The sequence below is a fragment of the Lysinibacillus fusiformis genome (genome assembly GCF_002845985.1).
GTDB lineage: Bacteria > Bacillota > Bacilli > Bacillales_A > Planococcaceae > Lysinibacillus > Lysinibacillus fusiformis_D.
The window spans coordinates 290,387-314,404 of sequence record NZ_PDFK01000003.1; the positions used below are offsets into that span (position 1 = coordinate 290,387).

Sequence of the window (24,018 nt, forward strand, 5' to 3'; positions counted from 1 at the left end):
ACAAATCAAACGATAACAAGGAGAGCGCAATTCCGTAGCAAGAATTGTGTTCTTTCATTTTCACTCAAATTTTTTAATTTTCTAGACATGGAAGGATAACTAAATGAAGATCAATCAACTAATTGCCAACAATATCAACCGTTTAGATGTCGTCTTACCAGAACATCAATCATTGGGTATAGCCGGTTTGTCTGGCTCAGGGAAAACGACATTTTGTCAAACGATTGGGGAAGAATCCAAAAAACGTCTCGTTTCTTTATTACCTAAGGCGGAGTATCAATATTTATTTCCAAACATTATGGAAACGAACTTCAGTGCCATCAAAATGGAGGATATGCCCCTCGTACTTTTTTTAGGAAAATCCTCTATCTCCAGCAACCCACGTTCAACGATTGGTACTCATACGGGTGTTTTTAAAGAAATTCGTAATCGACTCGCGGATGAATTTCAACTTTCTCCAGAGATGTTTTCCTTTAACAATGCATTAGGCTGGTGTCCTGCATGTAAAGGACGTGGCACGACGAAAAATGTAGAATGTAAAAAATGCTCAGGTAAACGCTATAGTCCTGAAGTGGAGCAACATAAAATAGCTTTATGGAATGAATCATACAGTATTTCTGATATTCACAATTTCAGTATCGAAACGATCTATTCCTTATCAAAAGAATTAAATATAAGTGAAGAGAAGCAACATATTCTTCAAAATATTATCCAGATGAATATTGGCTATTTAACATTAAATCGTATTATGGGAACATTGTCGGGCGGAGAATTAACAAGACTTTACTTAGCAGAATTCATGGCTACTAGCGAAAACACGGTCATTATTGTCGACGAAATTTCTGTTGGTCTTGACCATGACACATTACTAAAAATCTTAGAGCAAATCCAACAGTTGGGCACTAAAAACCAAATTTGGCTTATTGATCATTCAGATACGGTGCTAGACATGGCAAATAAGCACCTATTCTTTGGACCGGGGAGTGGGAAATACGGCGGTAAAATCGTGGAAGAATCTCCTCGACCACAGCCTATCTATTCGGAACGAAACCCATCAAAGCCAACATCCTTTTATCAATTCCGAGACTTATATTGCCGCAATATACAAATGGACGAAATAGCCATTCCGCAAAACCGACTTATTACTTTTACTGGGGAGTCTGGCTGTGGGAAATCAACGCTTGTGAATGAATGTATCGCTAAAGATTTTGTCAAACGCTATCCAAAGGACAAACTAGTGATGGTCGGGCAGGATCGGAATCAGTCCATTACTAGTCGATCCACTGTCGCAACTTTCCTCGATATTAAAAAGAAACTAACCAAATATAGCGAGGACATTGATGCTATTTTCCAACGCTCGATTGAAGACATTATTGATGAACTTCCTCATGAAGATATCGCCCATAAACGTTTAAGCTTACTAATTAAACTAGGGCTAGGCTATTTGACACTGGAAAGAAAAACACAATCGCTGTCGACTGGTGAATTCCAATGTGTGCATTTAGTATCGGAGTTATTTGCGAACTCCCGAAATCCACATACACTGTTTATTTTTGATGAGCCTTCTAAAGGATTATCTCAAAACATTTTAAACCAGTTTATTGATAGTGTAAGGGACATCCTTGAGGATGAAGCTATCTCTATCATCATGATTGAGCATAATACCTATATGTTAGAGAGCTCTGATTTCATTGTAGACTTTGGTAAAAGACAGCAGGAGCCTGTGACACATCTTGAGGTAGTTTGTCATGAGGACTATTATAATCAGGTTAACTATACAAAAACGGCTCCATTACAAATCGCGTCTACGCTCGCATCAAGAAATGGTATTCAATACTTAGAAGACCAACCTATAAGCTATTTTAAAAAGGCTGAAAATATTTATAAAGGTGGCATTTTAAAAAGCCTATCTTCAATGGCACGTCTCATTTACGGTGACTACGAATCCAATAAAATAGCGCCTGTTATTGCGATCGACTTGGAAAGACATTTATATAGTCAGTATAGTTTTCTGTATGAAATGGGTGGTCTGATTAATCATATTGTCGCTGCACACCCAACGAATAAGGATACAAGAAGCTTCGATTTCTATAGCCAAGACAATCATTGTCCAAGCTGTTCAGGGAGATTGGAAATTTCCAAATTCGATTTTGATCTAGTCGTACAAGATAAAAACGTGCCATTTTGGGATGGCTTATTACACCCAGATATTATGGAAGTCTTAAAATACTATCAACATGCGAAGCTGGAATTTCTTTTTGAAGAAATTAAAAATGAACTTGGTCAAGACATTAGTAAAAGTTACAATGCTATGACTGAGGAAGAAAAGCATACATTTTTATATGGGTATTGGGATAAGTCCTTTTATGATAAGGCAACAAAATCTTCGAAGAAATGGGAAGGTTTTAACTTTATCATTGGTCGCTATATCGTCATTTCAAAATCCATTATTAAGGAGCAAATGAAGGAAACAAGAGAGATGATGCCTTGCCCAATTTGTCATGGCACTGTGCTTAACCACCAGAAAAAATTACAATTTTGGGACACAGATATTCGTGACTTGATTCGTCAACCTCTTGATGTGGTAATAAAAACTGTAGGGAACTTACCACAACTTGAAAAATTGAAAGCCATTGTAGGGGGTGACATGTCACTTCTACAAGATGTCTCCTTATTGCCAAGAGAAATACAAGTAGCGTTGAAAATGCTGGAATTAGAGCTAGCAAGCTTTGTTGGCTATGAAATGGTCCTACAAAATGCACTTCCATTCTGGGACAAAATCCAAGATTATATAAAGAACATCAGCCTAAAAAACCAAGTAACCATCTGTGATTTTGCCAATATTTACGAGACAAGAGAAAATATCATCGACCAGTATTTTACGAATGGAAAATACAAAAAATTAACGTATGTTTATGAAGCATTTGGCTATAAAAAAATTGTCACTCAAATCAATAAAGTAAAAGCTAGTCATAGTTGTCCATTCTGCAAAGGGAAAAAGGTGCTTTCAGAGGATGGATTGCATGATGGGGTCCATAAATTAACCGTTCCATGTGTCAACTGTGGTGCAAGTGGTATAAACGATGAAGGTCGCCAGCAAATTGTTGATGGCATTGATGTGGAAACGTGGCTAACTGGTACTGTCAGTGATGTAGTAATAGAAGGCTCTCATCTTGAGGCAGTTGCCAATATTCCTATTTTCAATCGCATTCGTGAGCTGAATAAACAGGAAATGATGGCGGTTTATCAGTTCTTACAGCATAATAATTAAAGCCAATATGTTAGAAAGCCCATTTGCACTGAGCAGATGGGCTACTTTCATTTGACTAGAATCACACACTAATTTTTCCAAAAACATTCAAATCTGTATCGTCTTTGAGCTTTTCATCGTACTATAGGAATAGCCAGATTGGCAGGAAAAGGGAGGATATTCTTTGGTAAAAAAAGTGCTGTTATTTGGGGATATTGGCATTGATGATACCGTAGCATTAATTTATGCCAGGCTCAATCAGGAAATAGAAATTGTTGGGTTAGTGGCAGACTACGGCAATGTATCGCGAGAAGATGCGGTATCCAATATTTATTATGTCATGAGATTGTTTAACTTCCCTCAAGGGATTCCCGTTATTTTAGGAGCAGAAGTACCTTTAACTGGTGAACAGCCGACTTACTATCCAGAAATACACGGCGAACGGGGATTAGGACCCATTATTCCAAATGATGATCATGAATTAAAAATTGAAAACTTTTTTGAAATCGTCAATATTATAGAAAGATATAAAAATGATGAACTAACAATTGTTAATATTGGGCGATTGACCTCGCTCGCAACGATGTTTATCCTCTACAAAGAGCTTATGAAACATGTCAAGGAATTTTATATTATGGGTGGAGCGTTTTGGGTTCCTGGCAATGTCACAACAGTAGCAGAGGCAAATTTTCATGGTGATCCGTTTGCGGTTAATATCGTGCTTACCTATGCAAAGAATGTCACAATCATTCCCTTGAATGCTACACAAAAGGCGATTGTCACGCCAGGTATGGTAGACTATATTGATTCATTTGGACAAACAAAAATCCTCAAGCCATTAATGGAATACTATACTCGCTTTTATCAAGAACGGGACCCCTCACTTTTAGGGAGCCCTGTGCATGATGCGTTAACGCTGATGGCTATAATGGAGCCTGACATGTTTATATATGAGTCCTATCCCGTAACTGTTGTCGATAAATTAGAAGGCCCTGCAAGAGGGCAAAGCATTGCTGAAACACGGTCTTATGAAAGTATAAACAATGGCGAGAAAAAACATCGTATTGCCTTTGATATCCAATACGAGAAATTTTTCCACCACTTTTTGACGATCATGACAGGGCAACCATTGCAGTAGCTTATTCAAAAACACCGTTCCGTAAAATCACAAAATCAACATGGACATTTACTTTCATATCTTTATACATCTTATGCCATTTTTCTTTAGTGAGTTCAGAATGTCTCACAGAGCTTCGGTATTTTTCACCGAAACCAAAAATATCGGATTCGACTTCCTGACTATGGGCAATCACTCTTGATACTTCCTTCGACAATTTTTTCTCAATCGCTTTTTCTAGTGCCGATACACTTTTTGGGTCACCTTGGTTAATATCTGGGTACACTTCTAATACTCTTGACTTGATTTTGATGTTTAGGTCAAATGTTGGTTTATCCGCATCGATTAATTGTATTTCTCTTTTCGAATGAATCGCATCAAAGGCTACTGTGATTTTGTTGGCTTTTTTTTGAAGGATCTTGGATGGAACATCTTCGTTGTCCAGTATAGTTTCATATAGTCCCACTTTGAATGTGTCTCGAACGATTTTTACGTAAAAGCTATCTTTAACTGGTAGGGTGCTGACCATTTTACTTCCTTTAAAAAGAGCGACACCACTTAACTCCACTAGCTCATCATCTCTTTTTAATATGGGCATAGCTAAATCTTTGCCAATTGAATAATAATCGTGGGCAATTTGATGAAGCGTGGACGAAATCATATATTCCTGCTTGACGTTTTGTTCGATGAGCCTAAAAATATGCTGCCCAATGTCCTCGATATTTTTGTATTCGTATTTCAGTAATGGTGCTGCTTCGCCTTCCACAACTGCCATAAAGATTCCATTGCTGACACTTGCATTTTCTAGATTTGTATCAAGATAATAACGAAGATCATCTTTCGCAAGTTCTTCACCGAACAAAATTACCCTCATTTGACCAACCATGATTTTTTTCGAAAGCTTGCGATTGGCTTCCATTCGATTCCCTTTACTTGTATCGTTTTCTGTTGTTAGAACTTCCACATTACTTTGGAATTCAGGATTTACTTCACGTATGACGGCTGTCGTTGCAATTTTTTCTTCTTTTCCTATATCGTAGCCGACTAAAGTGGTTAATCCTACTTTATCCAAAATATTCGTTTGGGCACATCCATATAAAAAAACAATCGATAGAAGAACCAACCATTTTCCTTTAAGCTTGTTCATTCTTTTTCACCTTCTTTGATGTGAGGTTCTTCTTCAGTAGGGCGATTGGCCATAGCACAAGAGGGTAGACAAAGATCACAAAAAATGCCACTTGTCCAAACACCGTGTTGATTGTATTGATCTGTGTGCGTGTTTGAATAAGTAATGTTCCAATGAAAACAAAGAACGAAAGTATCCAGACAAAAGTCGTTCCACTTATATTGACTAATCGAATTGCTCCCCGATAGGCCGCCCATAAATACAGACAAAGATTAGGTAAAATAATCAACATCCAAAAACAAACGGCTACAAATTCAAAGCGTTCCATGAAAGGGAAGCTAATAAAGCTAAACAATGTCAAGGTTGCCCAAATTGTTTTCAGTAGTTTGCCTTCACTGTAGTAGGTGATAGACACCAGCATGACGGCTAAATAGATGACCGTTGAAGCCAATAACCCTAAATGGACAGGTTTTCTAACATTTTCCTTGTCTTTCACAAAGGGATAAATCACGTTCAAAATTTCAAAGCCAATGATGGTAAAAGTCATCGAATGGGCACCCTTTAAAATCGAGCGAAAGTCGTTTTCTAAAATAGGAAAGAGACTTTCTGCTGAGGAATACTTCAAAGGGAAGGCTAACATCGGCATAATCCATAACGATAGGATGATACTAAAAAAAGACACCCCAACAATTACTCGAAGCCCACCCGTAAAGGCATAAATAATAATGATTAATAACGTAGCAGATAGAAACCATGTCCCAATACTTGGGAAAATCCATGCTTGTATAACTTCTATATAGTTTCGCAAAACGGAAAAGAATGCTACAGAACAATAGATGACATAAATAACATTTAAAAAATTGCCAATCCATTTGCCAAAAATATCGATTTGAATTCCATATAAATCATTGGAGCCATAGATCTCTAAAGTTTTAATCATACAAAATGTGACGATATGTGTAGCAATACCAGCCAGTAGAACTGAAATCCATGCATCTTGTCTTGCATCCTGATAGATAATGCGTTGAAATCCCTGTATACCAACCCCAATTTGTGCACCGTGTACCACAAAAAAAAGCAAATAAGCATTGATCATATCTTTAGGGCTAAGTTGTATAGGTTTTGCCATTTATCTCACCTTCAGTTCAACTTTTTTCCGGTTTTACAGGCTCAGGCTCGAATTTATAATCATCCTTCGGTCTTGTTAAAGCAGGTCTTTTTGCTGTTAAGGGAATGGGCATTCTGATAATACTATCCCGCATTTCCTTCAATCTTGGTGGGTAGAAAGGAGACATATATGGTGCCCCCAAGCTTGTCTGGCGTAACAGATGAATAAGAATAAAACAAAAAGCCAGCATGATGCCATAAAAACCCCAAAATCCTGCAAGTATAATAATGGGAAAGCGAATAAGACGAATCACATTGCCCATCATATAACTCGGTGAGGTAAATGATGCTAAAGCACTTAGTGCAATAATAATCAGTAAAATATTACTTGTTATACCTGCCTGTACAGCTGCTGTCCCGATAACGATACCGCCAACGATACCAATGGTTTGTCCAATTTTAGTTGGCAATCTGGCTCCAGCTTCTCTCAGTAATTCAATGATAATTTCCAGCAGTAAAGCTTCAAATATCGGTGGGAACGGAACCAAAGCCCTCGATTCACTTAATGGTACGAGGAAGGCTTGCGGAATTACCTCGTAATGAAAGGTCAAAGCTGCCACGTAAAAAGGTGTTAAATAAACGGACAAAAAGAAGGCAGTAAGCCGTAATAAACGAAGAAATGTGGCAATTTGCCATCTTAAATTTTGATCTTCTTGACTTTGGAAAAATTCAGTAAAGGCTTGGGGGCCAATGATGGCCATTGAGCTACCATCTACAAGAACGCCCACCTTACCATCTAAAACCGCATCACAAAATCTGTCAGGTCTTTCCGTCAGCAGCATCTGTGGGAAGACTGATAATGAATTATCATCAATCATTTCTGCTAGAACCGCACTATCGAGCAATTCATCGATCGTAAGGTCTGTAATTCGCTGGCGTAACGTCTGGATCATTTGATCATTAGCAATCCCATGCATATATAGGAGTGAAACAGACGTATTGGTGCGCGTGCCAACTTTTATTTTTTCATTGCAAAGATTCGGACTTACTATGTAGCGACGAATTAAGGAAATATTCGTTGAAAGACTCTCATTGAAACCAACCTGTGTACCAATTACTTGTGATTCATTTTCAGGAGCTGACAAAGCTCTAGATTCTCGGCTAGCAATATTGCCTAAAATCACTTGTGAGCTACCGTCTACATGAATCACAACAGATCCATTGACCATTGACGCTACAGTTTCCTTTAATAAACTGGCTTGACTAACTTCAGCAATAGAAAGGGCCATCACAATGTCCTCTGGTGTTTCATGTGGCTTGTTCTGTAAACAGGCGATAATATCATTATTCAAAGATTGATCATCAATTAAGTTATCGATATAAATAAGGGTCAAGTTTGGAGGAAGTGATTTAATAATTAAATCAGCTGGATCATTTGTTGCATTTTTGATTGATTGAATAAAATGTTCTGTTGTATGTGCAACCCTCACAAGATTTTCTTTAGGTGCCTCTTTGATGGAAGGTGGCTGTTGTTTATTGAAAGGTAGTTTAAATTTCATGATGAATTGTAGGCTCCCTTCATTGCTAACTTCTTTTATAGAATTGTCTTGAAAGGGGTATTCTATACTTATTTCCTTCATTTTCATCATCAAGTAGACAGTACTTAACAAAAAGTGGTAGTATAATAGTATTCTTAAAAACAGAAGGGAGATCAGCCGTTTATGCTAAAACTAATTATCGCAAATTAAATTCCAATGAATTTAATAAAGGGGCTATTCTATAATTTTTTGTGAATTATAGGGTTTATTTAGTATGGCCCTCTTGCGATAACGAAGAGCAGCATAATCCTGTCTGATCCATGTAAACAGAGATCATTGGTAGTTACTTAAGTGGCTAGCATTATTTTCTGTATATAACAAAGGACTTTATGAGTTTGTTCTCATAAGGTCTTTTTTCTGTTTTTAGGAGGTGAGTATTCCCACAATAATGAGCTAATAAAACATAAAATCGGAGGGAATAGACGTGATAAAATATGAGTTAGTGAGTAATTATCGTCATGATGAAAAATTGAAGGCCAGCTTTAATGATTTAGCCATCGAAACATTCGGCTTAGATTTTAGAGGCTGGTACAACAAAGGCTATTGGAATGATCGATATATTCCGTATTCTTTTGTTCAGGGAGGAAAAGTGATTGCCAATGCCTCTATTCATAAAATGTCTGTACTAATAAATGGTCAACAATTAAAAGGGATTCAAATTGGTACGGTGATGACCGATGAAAAGTATCGTCATCAAGGTTTGGCTAAGCAGTTAATGCAGCATATTCTCAAGGAATACGAAGATGCCTGTGATTTTATGTATCTTTTTGCCAATGATACGGTACTAGATTTTTATCCAAAGTTTGGCTTTACACGAATTCATGAAAGCGAATTTAGCTTAGACCTCACGGAAAAGCCTATTCCACTGAGGGAGGATGCCATCGTCCGACAGTTGACAATTGAACAGGATCTAACACTCCTTGAAAACTATGCGAAAAATCGTCATATCCTTTCAAATATTGTAGATGTTGAACAAAACGAGAGTTTATTAATGTTTTATTTCACCCTAGTATTCCAACATGCCATTTACTATTTAGAAGATTTAGCAACCATTGTGTTAATGGAGGAAGAGGACGGGATATTAAATATTTACGATATCATCTCCCAGCAGGCAATCAATGTGGAGGCTGTGTTAGCAAGCATTGTAAAACAAACAACGAAAAAGGTGGTATTTTATTTCACACCTAACTTTGCGATGGACGACATGACAACAACCATCACACCAAATGATGACGACGCCCTATTCATCCTATCGAAAAACCCACTCCTACAAGGTAACTTTATGTTCCCTTTAACATCCCATTGTTAGTCTGGACATGAGTGCTTTTAACAAAAATTCATCAAAGCAAAAATAACATGAATACTAGCTCGTACCTTCAAAGGTGCGGGCTTTTTTTAGCCATTTATGATATTTTGTCAAATGGCTGTAACATTGTTGTTTTACGATACAAGCATCACATGAATGGAATTGAGGTTAAACACTATGAAAAAAATAATCATCATCTTATTTGCAGTAATGATAAGCTTGTACGTAGCCAAACTATGTGGGCAGGACAATAACGATGAAATGAAATTTGTCGACGACATTGCGCCAATCGCTGTTGCATTACATCAACAAAACGGAGAGATATTGCCTAGTATAACAATCGCGCAGGCTATTTTAGAATCCAATTTTGGACGGAGTGAATTGGCTGTCAATGCCAATAATTTGTTTGGGATAAAGGGACGGTATCAAGGGAAGTCCATCAAAATGCCGACAATGGAATATCAAAACAATAAAAGCTATACAACCGAAGCTGAATTTCGAGCCTATCCTGATTGGAAAAGTGCATTAAAGGACCATCGTCAGCTATTATTAAATGGAACGAGCTGGAATGCCCATCAATATGATGAGGTGCTGAAGGCAACCAATTATCAAGAGGCAGCCTATGCCTTAAAAAAAAGCAATTACTCGACAGACCCTTTATATCCTGAAAAATTAATTGCGATTATCGAACAATATCATTTAGGAAAATATGATCAATAGGAGTTCTATAAAATGAATATACTCATTGCTGATGATGAATTAGATATGTTAAAGATTTTACAAAGCTATTTTCAAAGGGAGGGATTCACTGTCTTTACTGCTATAAACGGGGAGGAAGCACTTGCGATATTTTATCAACAAAAAATTGATTTAGCGATTTTAGATTGGATGATGCCTAAAATAGATGGCATTACAGTTTGTCGTGAGATGAAAAAAACACAAAAAATCAAGGTTTTAATGCTTACAGCAAGGGACACTGGTGAGGATGAATTTCAAGCGCTAGCAGATGGAGCTGATGATTATGTCCATAAACCATTTTATCCAAAGGTACTCATTATGAGGGTGAAAAAATTGCTGCACATAGAGTCTGTCCAGCAACTAAAGGAAGTATCCTTCGATATCGCTAGCAAGCGCGTTTGGCGAGCAGGGACAGAAATTGAGTTAACCAAAACAGAATTCGAGCTGTTACGCGTTTTTAGCCAGAATCGCAGACAAATCTTAACGAGAGATCAGCTCTTAGATTTAGTGTGGGGACTGGAATATGTCGGAGATCCTCGTACCGTCGATACACATATTCGACGATTACGAGAAAAAATAGGAGAGGACATTATCCAAACACATAGAGGTGTTGGCTATAGTACAAGCGAATGAAGCAAAAAATTGGCACTAAATTAACCATTTATATCACATTCGTTGTGATTGTCACGTTTACGATTTCGCTTGTCGTCAGCCAATTTTTTCTGCCTAAATATTATCTCTATCAGTTAAATAAAAAAGTAGCAGACGCTTATGAAACGTATCAGACCAAGGATGAACCTAGCCTAGTGGAACGACAATTTGATGTCACAATCATCACTGTGCCTCTTGAAGGCTCTATCGATAATCTGAACGAAAATTTAAGACTACAGCTGGCGAGAGAACAGATCGCTCTTAATAAATTTTGGGTTTCAGAAGAAGTGCTACAAGACATAGCTGGAGAAAAAATAGTAGGCAAACTGTATGATCAAGGAAAACAAAAATCGAGCTTTCTTGTGCATTATGCCAAAGAGGGAAACCAGCTTATAATGATTGGGGCCTCTATGGCTCATTTTACGGATATTGCTTCTTTTATCAATCGCTTTAATTTCGTCTTTTTAATTGCCAGTATTTTAGTAATTATCATGGTGACAGCCCTCTTATCTCGCAAGCTGACCAATCCATTAAATGAGCTACAACAAGTGGCACAGGAAATTGGCGCACTAAATTTTCAGCAGGCAAACATTCAAACAGGTGATGAAATCGAAGAATTAGCCAAAAGCATTAATAAAATGAGTCAAACACTGGAATCAGCCCAACAGCAATTAACGCAACGCAATCTGGATTTGAAGCAATTTATGGTAGGCTTAACACATGAGCTAAAGACGCCTCTTGCCTTAATCAACGTATATGCAAGTGGAATGGAAGATGGGATGGATGATGGAACCTATTTAACCGTTATTCATCAGCAAATAGATCGAATGGAAAAAATCATCACAGATATGCTTTATTTCGCTAGAACTGAAGAAAACGATTCGAAAGTATCCAGCTTTGATGTTATTCAGCTACTGCAACAAATCATTCATAGCTATCAGCCGTTGCAAGGAGATAAACAAATTTTTCTTCAATCAGAACTAACCGAATTCATGCTAAACACCGAGCAAGAGAAAGTCCATTTTATTGTAGAGAATTTGATCAGTAATGCTGTCAAATATACCTCTGGTCGTGACATATTCATCTGCTTCGATTCACATGGTAGGCTAGAAATTACGAATGATACTACACTGCCAGATATCTCTAAAATATGGCAGCCATTTTATGTAGGGGAAAGCTCTCGAAACAAGCATATTTCAGGAACTGGTCTCGGTCTCGCCACAGTGAAAAGTCTTGCTGAACAATTAGGCTACACGACTAAATCCACATTAGCCGATGGGAAAATCACCTTTACAATTAATTTTTGGCAGAGGGGATAGTGCCTTACTCTTTACAATGATGTAGATGGGGACTATTTCCTCCAATAGAGGAGCTAGACAATGTTTTCCACGAGGATTTTCTTTACATGTAGAGGTATTTGCAACAGAGTAAAGTGGGGCAGCCATTATCTATGCTGATTGAAACTCAACAAATCAATAAAAGTGATATCTTTTAGCAAAAATGAAGGTGTTCATCCCTCATTTTATCGATGGCTGTTGTGACTAATACTTCTTCACATTGAAAATAAGAACGTATTCTTCTCCTAATGATGTGCTATTTTATTCATTACTACTTACTAGTAAGAAAGACAAAAAGCCACTTAAGATTGGAGTAAAGCCAGCGTCACTCTTAGGGGATTAGCATCATCTTTCAACATGAAAAAGGGGAGGTCACATGAAGTGACCCCCCTTTTGTCTATTAGGAAAGTATACGCATAGTTGAATCGGTTTTTGTTCTCACTTTTAACGTTAGCAGCATGAGAACAAACATTACCACTAATAGGGCGAAAAGGGCAACGTCAAATGTATTAGTGACATCTTTTATGACCCCAACAAGCATCGGAATAATTCCACTAATAATATAGCCACCAAATTGAATCATGGCTGTCCATTCGCTTGCAGCTTTTGGTGTAGTCGTTGCATCTAAAGGCAGAATCATAGCTAATGGGAATAAACCACCAGCACCTATCCCCGTTAATGCGGCACAGAGAATTGGAGAAGTCCCGCCAATTATTAATAATAGGATGCCGATAAAGGAGCTGAAAGCACATAGTAGCATCCAAGGTTTTCTCTTCACACTATTATTAATGATAATTGGAATAATAAAGCTACAAATCATTTGCATAACAGAAAAAATAGTAACCGTTGTTGCGGCATATGCATCACTATAACCCATGTCCTGTACTTTTGGCGCAAGCCATGTTGCCAAGGAATAATAAACACCCGATTGTAAACCAAACATCACCATCAAAAGCCAAACATAACGATTTCCCCAAGGTAGTCGGCTTTTTTGACTGACAGCTTGCTCTGCTATGTTTTGTGATTGATGTGATTTTTTTATAATAGGAATCCAAACGATGATTCCTACTAGTGCAAACAAAGACCAGATCGCTAAAGCGATGTTCCAAGATTGGTGAAAAGCATGCATAACAGGCACAACTAAGCCAGCACTTAAAGATGCACCAATCCCCATGCCAGCTGAATAAACACCAATCATCGAGGATGAGGATTTAGGAAAATGCTTTTTAATATAACCAGAAATTAGTGGACCTGTAATGGCAATGCCTATTCCGCTAAAGACAGCTGTCAATAATAAAAGAAAAGGGAAAGTCGCTACTAAACGTAATGCAGTTGATACGCCAATTAATAAAATCGATAACGCAATCGTCAGCTCAATGCCCCACCGTGCACTTAACTTTCCAGCCAGTGGTGCAAAAAGCCCCATACAAAAAACGGGTAAAGCCGTTAGTAAACTGACGACAACACTCGACAACTGTAAATCGGCCTGGATATTTTTCAGCACGGGTGAGATGGATGTAATGGAAGCTCGTAGATTCATAGAGAGTATGAATAAAGAAAAAACGCTCCAAATAATATATAGATTTTTTGATTTTGCTATCATTGAAAGCACACCTCTTTTTGTCAATATAGATGATTATTTGATATACTATAATTAACTTTTTATTTTAAAAATAAACTATAATTTATCGACTTGTATACTATAATATACTTAATATACAAAGTCAATGAAAGGGGTGCGCATAATGAATGAGGAAAATATTGACTTATCTGGTCAAGTCGGGGTTAATCTAAGAGAAATTCGAAAAAACAAAAGGATGAGTTTAGAGGAGCTAGCGAATGTCAGCAATGTTAGTAAATTGACATTAGGGAAAATTGAAAGAGGGGAAACAAATCCAACCGTCAATATCCTGTGGAAAATATGTAGAGGACTCAATATTCCACTCGTTTCTTTATTAACATTTGAAGAACATACAGAAGTCCATCGATTCGGCTCGGAGTATCAATTTGCAGGGCATAATAACGACTGGTTTGTCGAACCATTATTTAAAACACATGGATCAGAGTGGTATAGAGGCTGTATCGAGCCAAATAGTAAGTACAGTGAATGTCACTTAGCAGGGTCTGAAGAAATTGTACTTGTGTTAAATGGACAATTAGAGCTGAAGGTCGGAGAAAAATGCCATCAGTTAAACCAATGGGATGTCATTAAATTTAAAGGTGAAGAACTTCACACTTACATCAATCGCTCAAATGAAAAAGTACATTTAATGCTGTCGTTAACGTATACAACGCCCTAATTATCCCACAAAAGCTAGGCAGAAACCTGACTCTAAAAAGGTTGATGTAAAAAATAGAAAGAACCCACTTTTAATAAAGAGGTTATACAAATACACAATAAGTATCATTAATTTTCTCAGTTATACCTGTTCTAAAGCAACCCCTTATCAGTATCGCCACAACCATTTACGAATGAACGGGGAAGGCTTAATAAAAATATAATGAAAAAAGTCGCATTCCTATAGTTTAGGAATCGACTTTTTTGTGAAAATAATTTATGTAAACACATTGAAATAAAGCATGTCTTATGATAAATTTATATAGATAGACGTTGTATATTTATTATACAGCGCATTATCCCTATTTTAATTATATAATACATTCTATTCTTCGTCAACACTTTTAATAGTCTTTTTTTTGAGGGGTGGTTTTGATGAAATCAACAGGGGCAAAACAGCAGATTGGGGGAAAAATGAACGAAGCAGTTCAAATCTTTTAAGGACTTAAAGGTAATCGAAAGGCTTCCTAAACATGTGAATGAAATTGAAAAAGATAAAGAAAGTAGGACTGATACTATATGTCAGAGAAAACCATTTCAGTTGAGACAAAAACGCCATACGGCATGATTGCCATTTTATTTATTGGGGCATTTGTTGCTATATTAAATGAAACCTTACTAAACATTGCGCTTCCAGCCATTATGATTGAATTCGATGTGAATGCAACGGCAGTACAGTGGCTTTCAACAGGTTATATGTTAATTAACGGTATTTTAATTCCCGCCAGCGCGTTCTTCATTCAACGCTTTACGGATAAAAAATTATTTATTACCGCGATGGCCTTGTTCACATTGGGTACATTTTTAGCTAGTATTGCACCTGCATTTGGTGTGTTACTAGGGGCGCGAATGATTCAAGCTGCAGGATCAGCGATTATGATGCCTCTATTAATGAATGTTATGCTGACTGCATTTCCGGTCGAAAAACGAGGCGCTGCAATGGGGATGTTCGGTCTCGTAATGATTACAGCTCCAGCTATTGGACCGACTCTTTCGGGGTGGCTAATTGAGCATTACAGTTGGAGAATGTTATTTGATCTTGTACTACCAATTGCCATTCTAACATTAATTTTCGCAGCCTTTAAATTAAAGAATGTGACGCCACAACGTCCTATTAAGCTCGATGTAATTTCACTTATTTTATCAAGTATTGGATTTGGTGGCTTGCTTTATGGCTTTAGTTCTGCTGGAGAAAAAGGATGGGATAATGCCCTTGTATACGGAACGATCATTATTGGAACGCTCGCTTTAATTACCTTTATCCTTCGTCAGCTACGACTGGAGGAACCAATGCTTGAGTTTCGTATTTTCAAATATCCAATGTTTGCCTTATCATCAGCCATCTCCATTGTCATTTCGGTGGCAATGTTTTCAGCTATGATTTTAATGCCGATTTACGTTCAAACAATCCGTGGTATTTCACCAATGGATTCAGGTCTACTCATGCTACCTGGTGCGATTGTGATGGGGATCATGTCACCTATTACAGGGAAGCTTTTTGATAAATATGGGGCAAGAAGCTTGGCCGTATTTGGCTTGATTATCACCATTGTGACGACGTATTACTTTAGCAAAATTAGTATGGATACGGCTTATTCTACACTAGTGGTGCTGTATACATTACGTATGTTTGGGATGTCCATGGTAATGATGCCAGTAATGACAAATGGTTTGAATCAGCTACCAGCGCATAATAATCCACATGGAACAGCGATGAACAACACATTACAACAAGTTTCAGGCGCAATAGGTTCAGCAGTATTGATTACGATTATGAACAATAAAACAACTGTCAAAGCAGAGGAATTAGCTGCAAGTGCGATGAACAATATGAGTGCTAATGCAACTCAAACAACGTCACAGTCTGCTGCGGAATTAAAGCAACAATTGATGAACGAAGCCATGCTACATGGTATAACTTATACATTCTTCCTGTCAACATTGATTGCAGCGATTGCACTCGTCCTTGCCTTCTTTATTAAGCGAGTTAAACCTAGTCATGAAAATCATGCTAGTGGGGAAGTTAATGAAAAAATAGTGGAAGAATAAATAAACGGGCGTTGCTAAGCTTAAGCAACGCCCATTTTTATTTGGATAAAGGGGATTTATAAAAAATTATCGATACAACTCAATAATTTGGCCGGCTATCTATTCAGAGCTAAAATGAATCCCATCTTTGAGCAACTCCTAGTACAGAAGAAGCAAGAATATCCATTGATAATGTTATTTCTTTAGGATTCGCAAACTCTCTCTATCACGATCAAGTCCGTTAACATCATATAAACTTTTCTTTTGAAGCAAGGGTGTCAATCTGCAAAGTCAGCGTTATTTTTACCGACAAATCGTTGGAAATATCGTACACTACTTGTTTTAATAGATCGTTCATATCTATAAAATGCAAATAAAAAGTGGCTCGATTTAGCTCGGTACGTTCGGCTAATATAGCGTTTATCTTAATCTATTTATATAATTTTGATGTGAATATAATTAGTGCGGGCTTTGGAGGTGGGGAGCTACAGAACAAAAAAGGCGTCTCATCCATAGATGAAACACCTCTTTGAAGTTAGTTATTGAGCTAATCGTTGGATAAAAGCATCTAATTGTACGAGTGTAACATTGTCATTCACCCCAAATACATTGTCACCTTTACCAACTGTAACTTTATTGGAAGCGAGGATGGATACATAATTGTTTGCCCAATGCGCACTTGGAACATCGACAAATTGTTCTGCCGCTCCTTGTTGTTTTAAATGAAATGCTTCCACTAAAACTTTCGATAATTGACCGCGTGTCATAGGAGAACCTGGATTGAATTTGCCATTTTCATCCCCCGTAAAAACACCGATTTTTTTAAGTGCCTCAGCAGCACCCGCATATTTAGACGATGGTTTTACATCAGGAAAACTTGAATTGGTGCTACTAGTATCTAATTGTAATTGCTTAGCCAGTTTAAGAGCTACTTCTCCACGTGAAGCATAAACGCTAAAGTCGATTTCAGCATCTTTTACTTCTCCAAACTCATTTTCAGTGAAGTTCGCCACGCGTTTTGCCCCTACGTAACGAGATCCCCAGTAATAAGGGTCATTGATGTTATCAATTTTAACACCAGAACTTGTAGTAGCTGAAATAAAACTGTTGTCACCTATGTATATGCCGACATGGGAGATACCACTTCCCGAAGTATTAAAAAATACTAGGTCACCAGTCTTCAATTGATCTTTAGCAATCGAAGTACCTTGCTGATATTGAGCTTTGGATGTACGTTCTAGTGAAATCCCTAGCTTTGAAAAAACAATTTGTGTAAATGCAGAGCAATCCACACCTGTCTTAATATTTGTGCCCCCGTATTGATAAGGTACACCTATATATGCTTTTGCTGTATTTGTTATATCTGCTATTGTTGCCGCTTTCGCTTCATGAACACCTATGCCTGTGAAGAACATAAATGAGGCGAAAATGGGTAGTAACCATTTTTTCTTCAATTAAATCTTACTCCTTTCAAAAAACTTTCGCTTTTGAACTAAAGTAAGAATAGCATGAAAGAGACAAGCGTTATTTTTCAATAATATTACCGATTACCCCTAAACAGCTAAATTGAAACCTTAATTTTAACTGTGTAAAACTTCTGCAATAATCACGGATAATTTTACCAAAAATATATGAAATTATTGGATGTGTAGGGATATAAGTGCTATTTTATATATTTCATCTATATTAAAAAACCAAAAACCATTGAACAAAATATAAAAACATAGAATTATGACAAATGATTTGGGAAGAATTAGTCGATAATCAAGAGATGAAAAAATCCATTCAAAAGAGAAGGACATCATTTTAACAGGAAATGAAATTAACCTGTGAACCTCATTACTTAATAACCTGATAGGAGGGATTCTATTGCAGCAGATTTTTAATAAGTTAATAAAACAGAACATCAAGCCATTCCTTTCGATGCTTGGCTACAACAAGAAAAGTTTGAATTTCTATAAAACAACCGACAATCTTAACTATATGTTCAATTTCCAAAAGTCTGCTAATAACATGTTTTATATGAATTGCTATATTTACGCAACCGAGTTGGCACACGTTCAATCGAAAGAGATTCTGACAGCATCAAAAGAAGCAGAATGTCACTTCCGAGCAAGAATTGAATCAATTGTCGAAGGTACCACCTGATCTCTATTTTCCATCCATCCTACTACGAATATGGATGGTCTAAGAAAAATGCTACTTCTAAGCGTTATTATCATGAATGGCAGAAAAAGCATGGAACTGAACAGCGATGGGCCATTTTCGAAAAAAATATAAGGCTATCTTCAATCAATTTGGTGTGAAACTTGATGAAGAGTAGCTATCATAAAACTAGAATTCCTTCTTCATCGAATAGCCGGTTTTTTATTTCAGTTTCCCATTTTGATCATTTACAGTCGTATTCAGTAGAGTATCTAGTATTCTTCCAGTAATGGGCATAAAGAAATGCAGGATAAAGCCACCTAAGCAAACCGTTAATAATGTACCGACACCGATTGGTCCTTTACACAACATCGCCAACACTAAGAAAAAGAGGTAAATAACCGTTCTTGAGAAAAAAATCGATTTGTTTGTTAGCTCTTTTATAATTAAGGTTAGTCGGTCTACAGGAATTGGCGCAAAATTTGTATGTAAATAGGTTGCCGTTCCTAATCCTGTCACAACTAGCCCTATGCCAAAATAAACCACCTGATTATACCATAGTATTGCTAAATCATTTAATAGCAGTAACCACATATCAATTCCTATACCTGTGATAAATGCTGTGATCAGCCCTACTATTTCAGGCTTTTGTCTAGCTAATATGGAGTTACTACCGACTAATAGGATAGCCAAAATGATTTCCCAGCTTCCTACAGTTAGACCTACATGATTAGACAATCCGACTAAAACCGCATCAAAAGGGGAAGTCCCAAGGTTGGAATGAATTGTTAGAGAAATACCTAGCGTTAAAATGAAAATGCCTACTACATAAAAGATATATTTCAAACGAAAGCCCTCTTTTCATTTTTATTGCAAATACAATAAAATTACGTTAAATTGACTATATACTCTTTTTGTTGCATTTGCAATATAAAATCTAGAAAGAGTTCACGATAAGGGAGTGGAAGCAATGACCGTTAAATTAGAGGAATGTAGTCTAGCAAACTTAAAAAAGCTTCAAGAAATAAGCATCGAAACATTCAATGACACGTTTAAAGACCAAAACTCGCCTGATAATATGAAAGCTTATTTAGAGCGTGCATTTCATGATCATCAGCTAGAGCAGGAATTGACCAATGTCGATTCAGCCTTCTATTTTATCTATGATGATGAAGAAGTAGCTGGCTATTTAAAAGTAAATGTCAATGAGGCACAATCCGAACAAATGGGGGATGAGTCACTCGAGGTGGAGAGAATTTATATTCGACATAAATTTCAAGGCAAAGGGCTCGGTAAATACCTCATCAATAAAGCAATGGAAATAGCTATTGCACACAACAAAATAAGCATTTGGCTAGGCGTTTGGGAGAAAAATGACCATGCTATCGGTTTTTATAAGAAACTTGGCTTTGTTCAAACAGGTGCTCATTCTTTTTATATGGGGGATGAAGAACAAATGGATCTCATCATGACCAAAACGCTCGAATAAAGTGATAATGGCAGAAACGTTGATAAAACAACATTTCTGCCATTTTTATTAGTCATTTCTATTTTTCTTCATGGCATCTGCCAATGCATCAGCTTGAGGTTGTTGTTCTTTATAAAGCTCGCTAATAATATTGGCATAATCATTAGCATTACGATTTTGGCTTAATTTATAGGCAGCCTGCACTTCGTCTATCTTTATTTTAAATCCTTTAATCCCTTTTATTTCTTGCTGTAAAAGCTCAGGCGATAGTTTATCCCACAAAACAGAGTTTTCACGGAATTTCTCATATTTTTCTAGTAAGCTAGTCAAATCTTGCTCTAACTCTTTTCCGTTCATAAGGCTTGCTTTTCCGTATATATGGACAGCTTGATAATTCCAAGTTGGCACATTTTCATGCTCATACCAAGAGGAAGAAATATAGGCATGAGGCCCATTAAATATGACGAGAAGGTCATTCACGTCCTCAAAGGTCTTCCATAAAGGATTTCCATAAGCTAAATGACCTGTCAGGTAATAGTCATCCTGAATTTTATTCAGCAGTACAGGGATATGGGCTGCTATTGGTTTACCTTTTCTAATTGAAACAATTGTCGCAAAGGCATTGTTTTGAATAAAATCTTTGATTTCTTCAAAATCTGTTATTTTGTAGTACTTTGGAACATACATGCAAACCTCTCCTTATCTCATCAAATCATTGTGAGCTTTTTGAATAAACAAACTATTGTGATTACACGTCTTTACATTTTCCCCTCTACAATGTAGATTTTATTATAATCAATCACTGGTACCTCTTAAAAGTGCCAGTAAAGCTATTTTCAAAGGAGCCAATAAGCCATGCTCGAAATGACACCTAACTTGCATAATGAAGAACCACTTTATCTTCAGTTATATAGCTATATAAAAGCTGAAATTCAAAATGGAAATATTTTAGCTCAAACCAAATTGCCGTCTCAGCGCAGCTTAGCTAAACATTTACAGATTAGTCGCAACACGGTTGATGCAGCTTACCAGCAGCTCCTTGCAGAGGGCTATGTAATTAGTAAAGAACGAGAGGGGCTTTATGTTGTAGAACTCGAAAGGGGCTATTTTCAAACAAGTTCTAATCATTTTGAGCCGCAGTTAGCAACTCCGCAAGAACAACAACTACCTTCAATTAGGTACAACTTTAATTATGGAGATATCAATTTAAAAGATTTCCCCTATAAAATATGGCGTACATTAACACTGCAAAGCCTGAATGAAGAGCAGGCTCATCTGCTTTTATATGGAGATCCGCAAGGGGAGCTTGAATTAAGGAATTACATTGCAAGCTATCTTTATGAAGCAAGAGGGGTACAATGCCAAGGAGACCAAATTGTCATTGGTGCAGGTTTGCAATTTCTAATGGGCATCGTATGTCATTTAATTGGAAGAAATGAGCTTTTTGCTATGGAAGATCCAGGGTATTATCGCGTTCGTTACTTGTTTAAGGATCATGGTATAAAGGTGAAACCTATCCCTCTCGACGAACATGGCATTCATATCAGCCAGTTAAGAAATAGTAGGGTCAAGGCTGTTTATGTCACCCCTTCCCATCAATTCCCCATCGGAACGGTCATGCCGATTTCAAGAAGACTAGCATTATTAGAATGGGCCAAGGATGAAAATGCTTATATTATTGAGGATGATTATGATGGGGAGTTTCGATATGCAGGTAAACCTATACCTGCTCTACAAGGATTAGATTCGAATGACCGCGTCATCTATATGGGCACTTTTTCAAAATCATTGATTCCTTCCATCAAGCTAAGCTATATGGTTTTACCAAGGGAATTAACCCTTTTATTTAATAACAACAACTACTATGTTCAAACTGTATCGAGACTTCATCAGCATACCTTACAGTTATTTATGGAAAGTGGGCATTGGGAGAGACATTTGAATAAAACACGAAATGGCTATAAAAGAAGATATGAGGCTTTACTAAAGTCCATTCATCAAATATTAGGGGATAACGTGAAAATACATGGGGCTAGTAGTGGCTTACATATTCTACTCGAACCAAATAATAAAATGTCTGAAGAAGAACTAATTGAAACAGCAAAACGGGTAGGTGTAAAAGTATACCCAACCTCTATTTTTTACGCCAATCCTTCCGTCATACAGCACGCAAAAGTTTTGCTTGGATTTGCAAATTTAGGGGTAGAAGAGATTGACAAGGGGATTAAGCTATTAAAACATGCATGGTTTGATAGCCCCAGCATGTTGTGACTGTCTTTGAAAGCTCTATTTCTATAGATCAGTACTTATGCATGTAACAGCAAAAGTTGTGTTAAATCATATTATTGCGGAATCAGCATATTTTATTGGCATTGCACAAACCATCTTTTTTCAACATAAATGGTAATGCTTGGCGATTTAAAAAATGGAGTTTGGTAGAAGAAACTCTTACCAAATTCCATTTTTTATAACGCTATCTTTGTCACAATATTAACTATTCGGAATTTTCTCTTTATACTTTAAGGAAAGAAGGCTTAAAGAATAATTCTTAAGTGTATCTGTGTTAATATAATCATTTAGAATACTTTCAATGGAACTACAATGCTGATTAATTAAATTGATTTCTTCTATATAATTTGAATCAATCGAAGCTTCTCTTAACGTTTTAAACACTACTTTCTGTTCATTAAACAAATAGACCAATTCAAACCTAGCATTCAGTATCAAAATAGTAATCTCTGGAAAAACAATTCGATCTTTTAAAACTTCAAGAATGCAATCGACAGATTTTACGCCTTCTATCGCATGCAAAGATGAAAAAACACCATGTAATAATTCTTCAAAATCAACCTTCATTTAAATCCTCCATCAATCATAAATCCTTTCTGATCATAACACTTTCTCAGAAAAATTTTAATGCTTAATATTTTCCTTCAATAATGTGGAATGGACCCATGCAAACGATAAAGATAATAAAGATTTAGCCATTAAGGAGTTCCCACAAATGGGATGATAGAAAAAATGTTAATTATAAAATTATTTAACAAAAGAAGAAGAATCGGAAAAATTACATTTCCCATTCTTCTTTATATATACCAGGGTAATTGATGCTGCATTTTCTTACCTGGCTTACTTGCTTTATTTATTACGGTCCATGTGCCGTCTTTCTTTTGCAGCTGATAGCTTACATTGGTCCCATCTGCCCTTTTAAAGAGCATATAGCCTGTATTGTCTTTGATAAAGGTGACAGGGTCAACTACATTTTTATAGGGTATCTTTCGCTCAGGAAATAAAATATTGTTTGCTATTTCATCTGCAATCGTAGCAAGAGGCTTCATTTCATTATTTATTTCAGCCTTGTATTGCAATTGATTGTATCGATAGGAAATGAACGAGGCTAAATTCAAATTAAAGCTCTGCTGTATGTCTGAAAGTGTTGTGCGATAGAATGCATCTATTGCTTTTTCTACATTATCTGCCTCATGTTTATAGTGAAGGGTGTTCACATCAGTTGGACTGATTTCAAACGTAATGATTTCCTTGCTATATGGTGGGGAATGGGCATGTTCAAAAGTAGTAACTTGAACGTTAACCCTAAAGCTAAACTGACTTTCCCTAATAACGTTCAAAATGTTCGCATCATACAAGCCATACTGCTTAGGATAGCCGTAGTAATGGTCAATTTCCTTTTCTATAAATGGATTAAGGATTGTTATCAATGTATCAGTGATGAGTTTCTCATCAGCTTGTTCGCTTTGTGCATAAATCTTACTGGGCATAATCAAAATAGTGACTATAGTCATTAAAGT

19 protein-coding genes and 2 pseudogenes are annotated in these 24,018 nt (G+C 36.8%); 12 read left to right on the forward strand and 9 right to left on the reverse strand.

The genetic code is table 11. The features are described 5' to 3' along the window. Nucleotides 1-103: 103 nt before the first annotated feature. Nucleotides 104-3,271 (forward strand): ATP-binding cassette domain-containing protein, encoded by a 3,168-nt coding sequence (locus CRI88_RS12115; RefSeq protein WP_101966648.1) that lies wholly within the window; start codon nucleotides 104-106, stop codon nucleotides 3,269-3,271. A 163-nt stretch (nucleotides 3,272-3,434) separates the two neighbouring features. After that, nucleotides 3,435-4,388: a nucleoside hydrolase gene (locus tag CRI88_RS12120; protein WP_101966649.1), complete on the forward strand. Its 954-nt coding sequence runs from the start codon at nucleotides 3,435-3,437 to the stop codon at nucleotides 4,386-4,388. A gap of 1 nt (nucleotide 4,389) precedes the next feature. On the opposite strand, the gene CRI88_RS12125 is transcribed toward CRI88_RS12120, so the two are convergent. The 3 genes from CRI88_RS12125 to CRI88_RS12135 are packed head-to-tail and all read right to left on the reverse strand — an operon-like array spanning nucleotide 4,390 to nucleotide 8,159. Further along, a complete protein-coding gene (locus tag CRI88_RS12125) occupies nucleotides 4,390-5,514 on the reverse strand; it encodes a Ger(x)C family spore germination protein (protein ID WP_036126396.1) in 1,125 nt (374 codons plus the stop codon). Next, nucleotides 5,501-6,622 carry a GerAB/ArcD/ProY family transporter gene (locus CRI88_RS12130; protein WP_101966650.1) on the reverse strand — a complete coding sequence of 374 codons (1,122 nt, stop codon included), beginning with the start codon at nucleotides 6,620-6,622 and terminating at the stop codon, nucleotides 5,501-5,503. The genes CRI88_RS12125 and CRI88_RS12130 overlap by 14 nt, the downstream gene beginning before the upstream one ends. A 16-nt stretch (nucleotides 6,623-6,638) precedes the next feature. After that, a complete protein-coding gene (locus tag CRI88_RS12135) occupies nucleotides 6,639-8,159 on the reverse strand; it encodes a spore germination protein (protein WP_101966651.1) in 1,521 nt (506 codons plus the stop codon). A 463-nt stretch (nucleotides 8,160-8,622) separates the two neighbouring features. Here CRI88_RS12135 and CRI88_RS12140 point away from each other — a divergent pair, with 463 nt between their 5' ends. From CRI88_RS12140 to CRI88_RS12155, 5 genes and pseudogenes are all read left to right on the forward strand, one after another. Continuing rightward, entirely contained in the window at nucleotides 8,623-9,507 is an 885-nt protein-coding gene (locus tag CRI88_RS12140; protein ID WP_101966652.1) for a GNAT family N-acetyltransferase, read from the forward strand. A 174-nt stretch (nucleotides 9,508-9,681) separates the two neighbouring features. Next, nucleotides 9,682-10,224 (forward strand): glycoside hydrolase family 73 protein, encoded by a 543-nt coding sequence (locus CRI88_RS12145; RefSeq protein ID WP_101966653.1) that lies wholly within the window; start codon nucleotides 9,682-9,684, stop codon nucleotides 10,222-10,224. Nucleotides 10,225-10,236: 12 nt separating this feature from the next. Continuing rightward, nucleotides 10,237-10,582 (forward strand): annotated as a pseudogene (locus CRI88_RS23210) (response regulator transcription factor); the annotation flags it as partial. Nucleotides 10,583-10,662: 80 nt separating this feature from the next. Beyond that, nucleotides 10,663-10,875 (forward strand): annotated as a pseudogene (locus CRI88_RS23215) (winged helix-turn-helix domain-containing protein); the annotation flags it as partial. After that, the gene (locus CRI88_RS12155; RefSeq protein ID WP_058844410.1) at nucleotides 10,872-12,212 is read left to right on the forward strand and encodes a sensor histidine kinase; all 1,341 of its coding nucleotides are present in this window, start codon (nucleotides 10,872-10,874) and stop codon (nucleotides 12,210-12,212) included. The pseudogene CRI88_RS23215 and the gene CRI88_RS12155, both read left to right, overlap by 4 nt. A gap of 418 nt (nucleotides 12,213-12,630) precedes the next feature. On the opposite strand, the gene CRI88_RS12160 is transcribed toward CRI88_RS12155, so the two are convergent. Continuing rightward, nucleotides 12,631-13,833 (reverse strand): MFS transporter, encoded by a 1,203-nt coding sequence (locus CRI88_RS12160; protein WP_058844409.1) that lies wholly within the window; start codon nucleotides 13,831-13,833, stop codon nucleotides 12,631-12,633. Nucleotides 13,834-13,975: 142 nt separating this feature from the next. Here CRI88_RS12160 and CRI88_RS12165 point away from each other — a divergent pair, with 142 nt between their 5' ends. Further along, on the forward strand, nucleotides 13,976-14,530 hold the full coding sequence (locus tag CRI88_RS12165) for a helix-turn-helix domain-containing protein (RefSeq protein WP_036126370.1): 555 nt from the start codon (nucleotides 13,976-13,978) through the stop codon (nucleotides 14,528-14,530). Nucleotides 14,531-15,087: 557 nt separating this feature from the next. Further along, entirely contained in the window at nucleotides 15,088-16,617 is a 1,530-nt protein-coding gene (locus CRI88_RS12170) for a DHA2 family efflux MFS transporter permease subunit (RefSeq protein WP_036126369.1), read from the forward strand. A gap of 518 nt (nucleotides 16,618-17,135) precedes the next feature. Here the strand turns inward: CRI88_RS12170 and CRI88_RS12175 are convergent. Continuing rightward, nucleotides 17,136-18,050, reverse strand: a complete 915-nt coding sequence (locus CRI88_RS12175; RefSeq protein ID WP_058844408.1) for a C40 family peptidase — start codon at nucleotides 18,048-18,050, stop codon at nucleotides 17,136-17,138. Nucleotides 18,051-18,465: 415 nt separating this feature from the next. Between CRI88_RS12175 and CRI88_RS22885 the strand changes: the two genes are divergently transcribed. Continuing rightward, a complete protein-coding gene (locus tag CRI88_RS22885; protein ID WP_257982899.1) occupies nucleotides 18,466-18,744 on the forward strand; it encodes a DUF4304 domain-containing protein in 279 nt (92 codons plus the stop codon). A gap of 219 nt (nucleotides 18,745-18,963) precedes the next feature. Here the strand turns inward: CRI88_RS22885 and CRI88_RS12185 are convergent, their stop codons facing one another. Beyond that, a complete protein-coding gene (locus CRI88_RS12185) occupies nucleotides 18,964-19,587 on the reverse strand; it encodes a YczE/YyaS/YitT family protein (protein ID WP_101966655.1) in 624 nt (207 codons plus the stop codon). 124 nt (nucleotides 19,588-19,711) lie between these two features. Here CRI88_RS12185 and CRI88_RS12190 point away from each other — a divergent pair, with 124 nt between their 5' ends. Beyond that, entirely contained in the window at nucleotides 19,712-20,230 is a 519-nt protein-coding gene (locus tag CRI88_RS12190; RefSeq protein ID WP_036126362.1) for a spermidine/spermine N(1)-acetyltransferase, read from the forward strand. 48 nt (nucleotides 20,231-20,278) lie between these two features. Here CRI88_RS12190 and CRI88_RS12195 read toward each other — a convergent pair whose 3' ends face one another. Next, complete coding sequence (locus tag CRI88_RS12195) at nucleotides 20,279-20,896, reverse strand: FMN-binding negative transcriptional regulator (protein WP_101966656.1); 618 nt, start codon at nucleotides 20,894-20,896, stop codon at nucleotides 20,279-20,281. Nucleotides 20,897-21,064: 168 nt separating this feature from the next. On the opposite strand from CRI88_RS12195, the gene pdxR reads away from it, so the two are divergent. Further along, entirely contained in the window at nucleotides 21,065-22,480 is a 1,416-nt protein-coding gene (gene pdxR / locus CRI88_RS12200) for a MocR-like pyridoxine biosynthesis transcription factor PdxR (protein ID WP_101966657.1), read from the forward strand. 219 nt (nucleotides 22,481-22,699) lie between these two features. Here the strand turns inward: pdxR and CRI88_RS12205 are convergent, their stop codons facing one another. Next, nucleotides 22,700-23,065 (reverse strand): hypothetical protein, encoded by a 366-nt coding sequence (locus CRI88_RS12205; RefSeq protein WP_101966658.1) that lies wholly within the window; start codon nucleotides 23,063-23,065, stop codon nucleotides 22,700-22,702. A gap of 230 nt (nucleotides 23,066-23,295) precedes the next feature. Further along, on the reverse strand, nucleotides 23,296-24,012 hold the full coding sequence (locus tag CRI88_RS12210) for a DUF3888 domain-containing protein (RefSeq protein ID WP_257982900.1): 717 nt from the start codon (nucleotides 24,010-24,012) through the stop codon (nucleotides 23,296-23,298). Nucleotides 24,013-24,018 lie beyond the last annotated feature (6 nt).

Bases quoted from the DNA above. Each gene is read 5' to 3' on its own strand.
- CRI88_RS12190 (WP_036126362.1), top strand. From the start codon at position 19,712: ATGACCGTTAAATTAGAGGAATGTAGTCTAGCAAACTTAAAAAAGCTT.
- CRI88_RS12115 (WP_101966648.1), top strand. From the start codon at position 104: ATGAAGATCAATCAACTAATTGCCAACAATATCAACCGTTTAGATGTC.
- pdxR (WP_101966657.1), top strand. From the start codon at position 21,065: ATGCTCGAAATGACACCTAACTTGCATAATGAAGAACCACTTTATCTT.
- CRI88_RS12125 (WP_036126396.1), bottom strand. From the start codon at position 5,514: ATGAACAAGCTTAAAGGAAAATGGTTGGTTCTTCTATCGATTGTTTTT.
- CRI88_RS12145 (WP_101966653.1), top strand. From the start codon at position 9,682: ATGAAAAAAATAATCATCATCTTATTTGCAGTAATGATAAGCTTGTAC.
- CRI88_RS12170 (WP_036126369.1), top strand. From the start codon at position 15,088: ATGTCAGAGAAAACCATTTCAGTTGAGACAAAAACGCCATACGGCATG.
- CRI88_RS12160 (WP_058844409.1), bottom strand. From the start codon at position 13,833: ATGATAGCAAAATCAAAAAATCTATATATTATTTGGAGCGTTTTTTCT.
- CRI88_RS12195 (WP_101966656.1), bottom strand. From the start codon at position 20,896: ATGTATGTTCCAAAGTACTACAAAATAACAGATTTTGAAGAAATCAAA.
- CRI88_RS12135 (WP_101966651.1), bottom strand. From the start codon at position 8,159: ATGAAATTTAAACTACCTTTCAATAAACAACAGCCACCTTCCATCAAA.
- CRI88_RS12165 (WP_036126370.1), top strand. From the start codon at position 13,976: ATGAATGAGGAAAATATTGACTTATCTGGTCAAGTCGGGGTTAATCTA.
- CRI88_RS12205 (WP_101966658.1), bottom strand. From the start codon at position 23,065: ATGAAGGTTGATTTTGAAGAATTATTACATGGTGTTTTTTCATCTTTG.
- CRI88_RS12210 (WP_257982900.1), bottom strand. From the start codon at position 24,012: ATGACTATAGTCACTATTTTGATTATGCCCAGTAAGATTTATGCACAA.
- CRI88_RS12130 (WP_101966650.1), bottom strand. From the start codon at position 6,622: ATGGCAAAACCTATACAACTTAGCCCTAAAGATATGATCAATGCTTAT.
- CRI88_RS12155 (WP_058844410.1), top strand. From the start codon at position 10,872: ATGAAGCAAAAAATTGGCACTAAATTAACCATTTATATCACATTCGTT.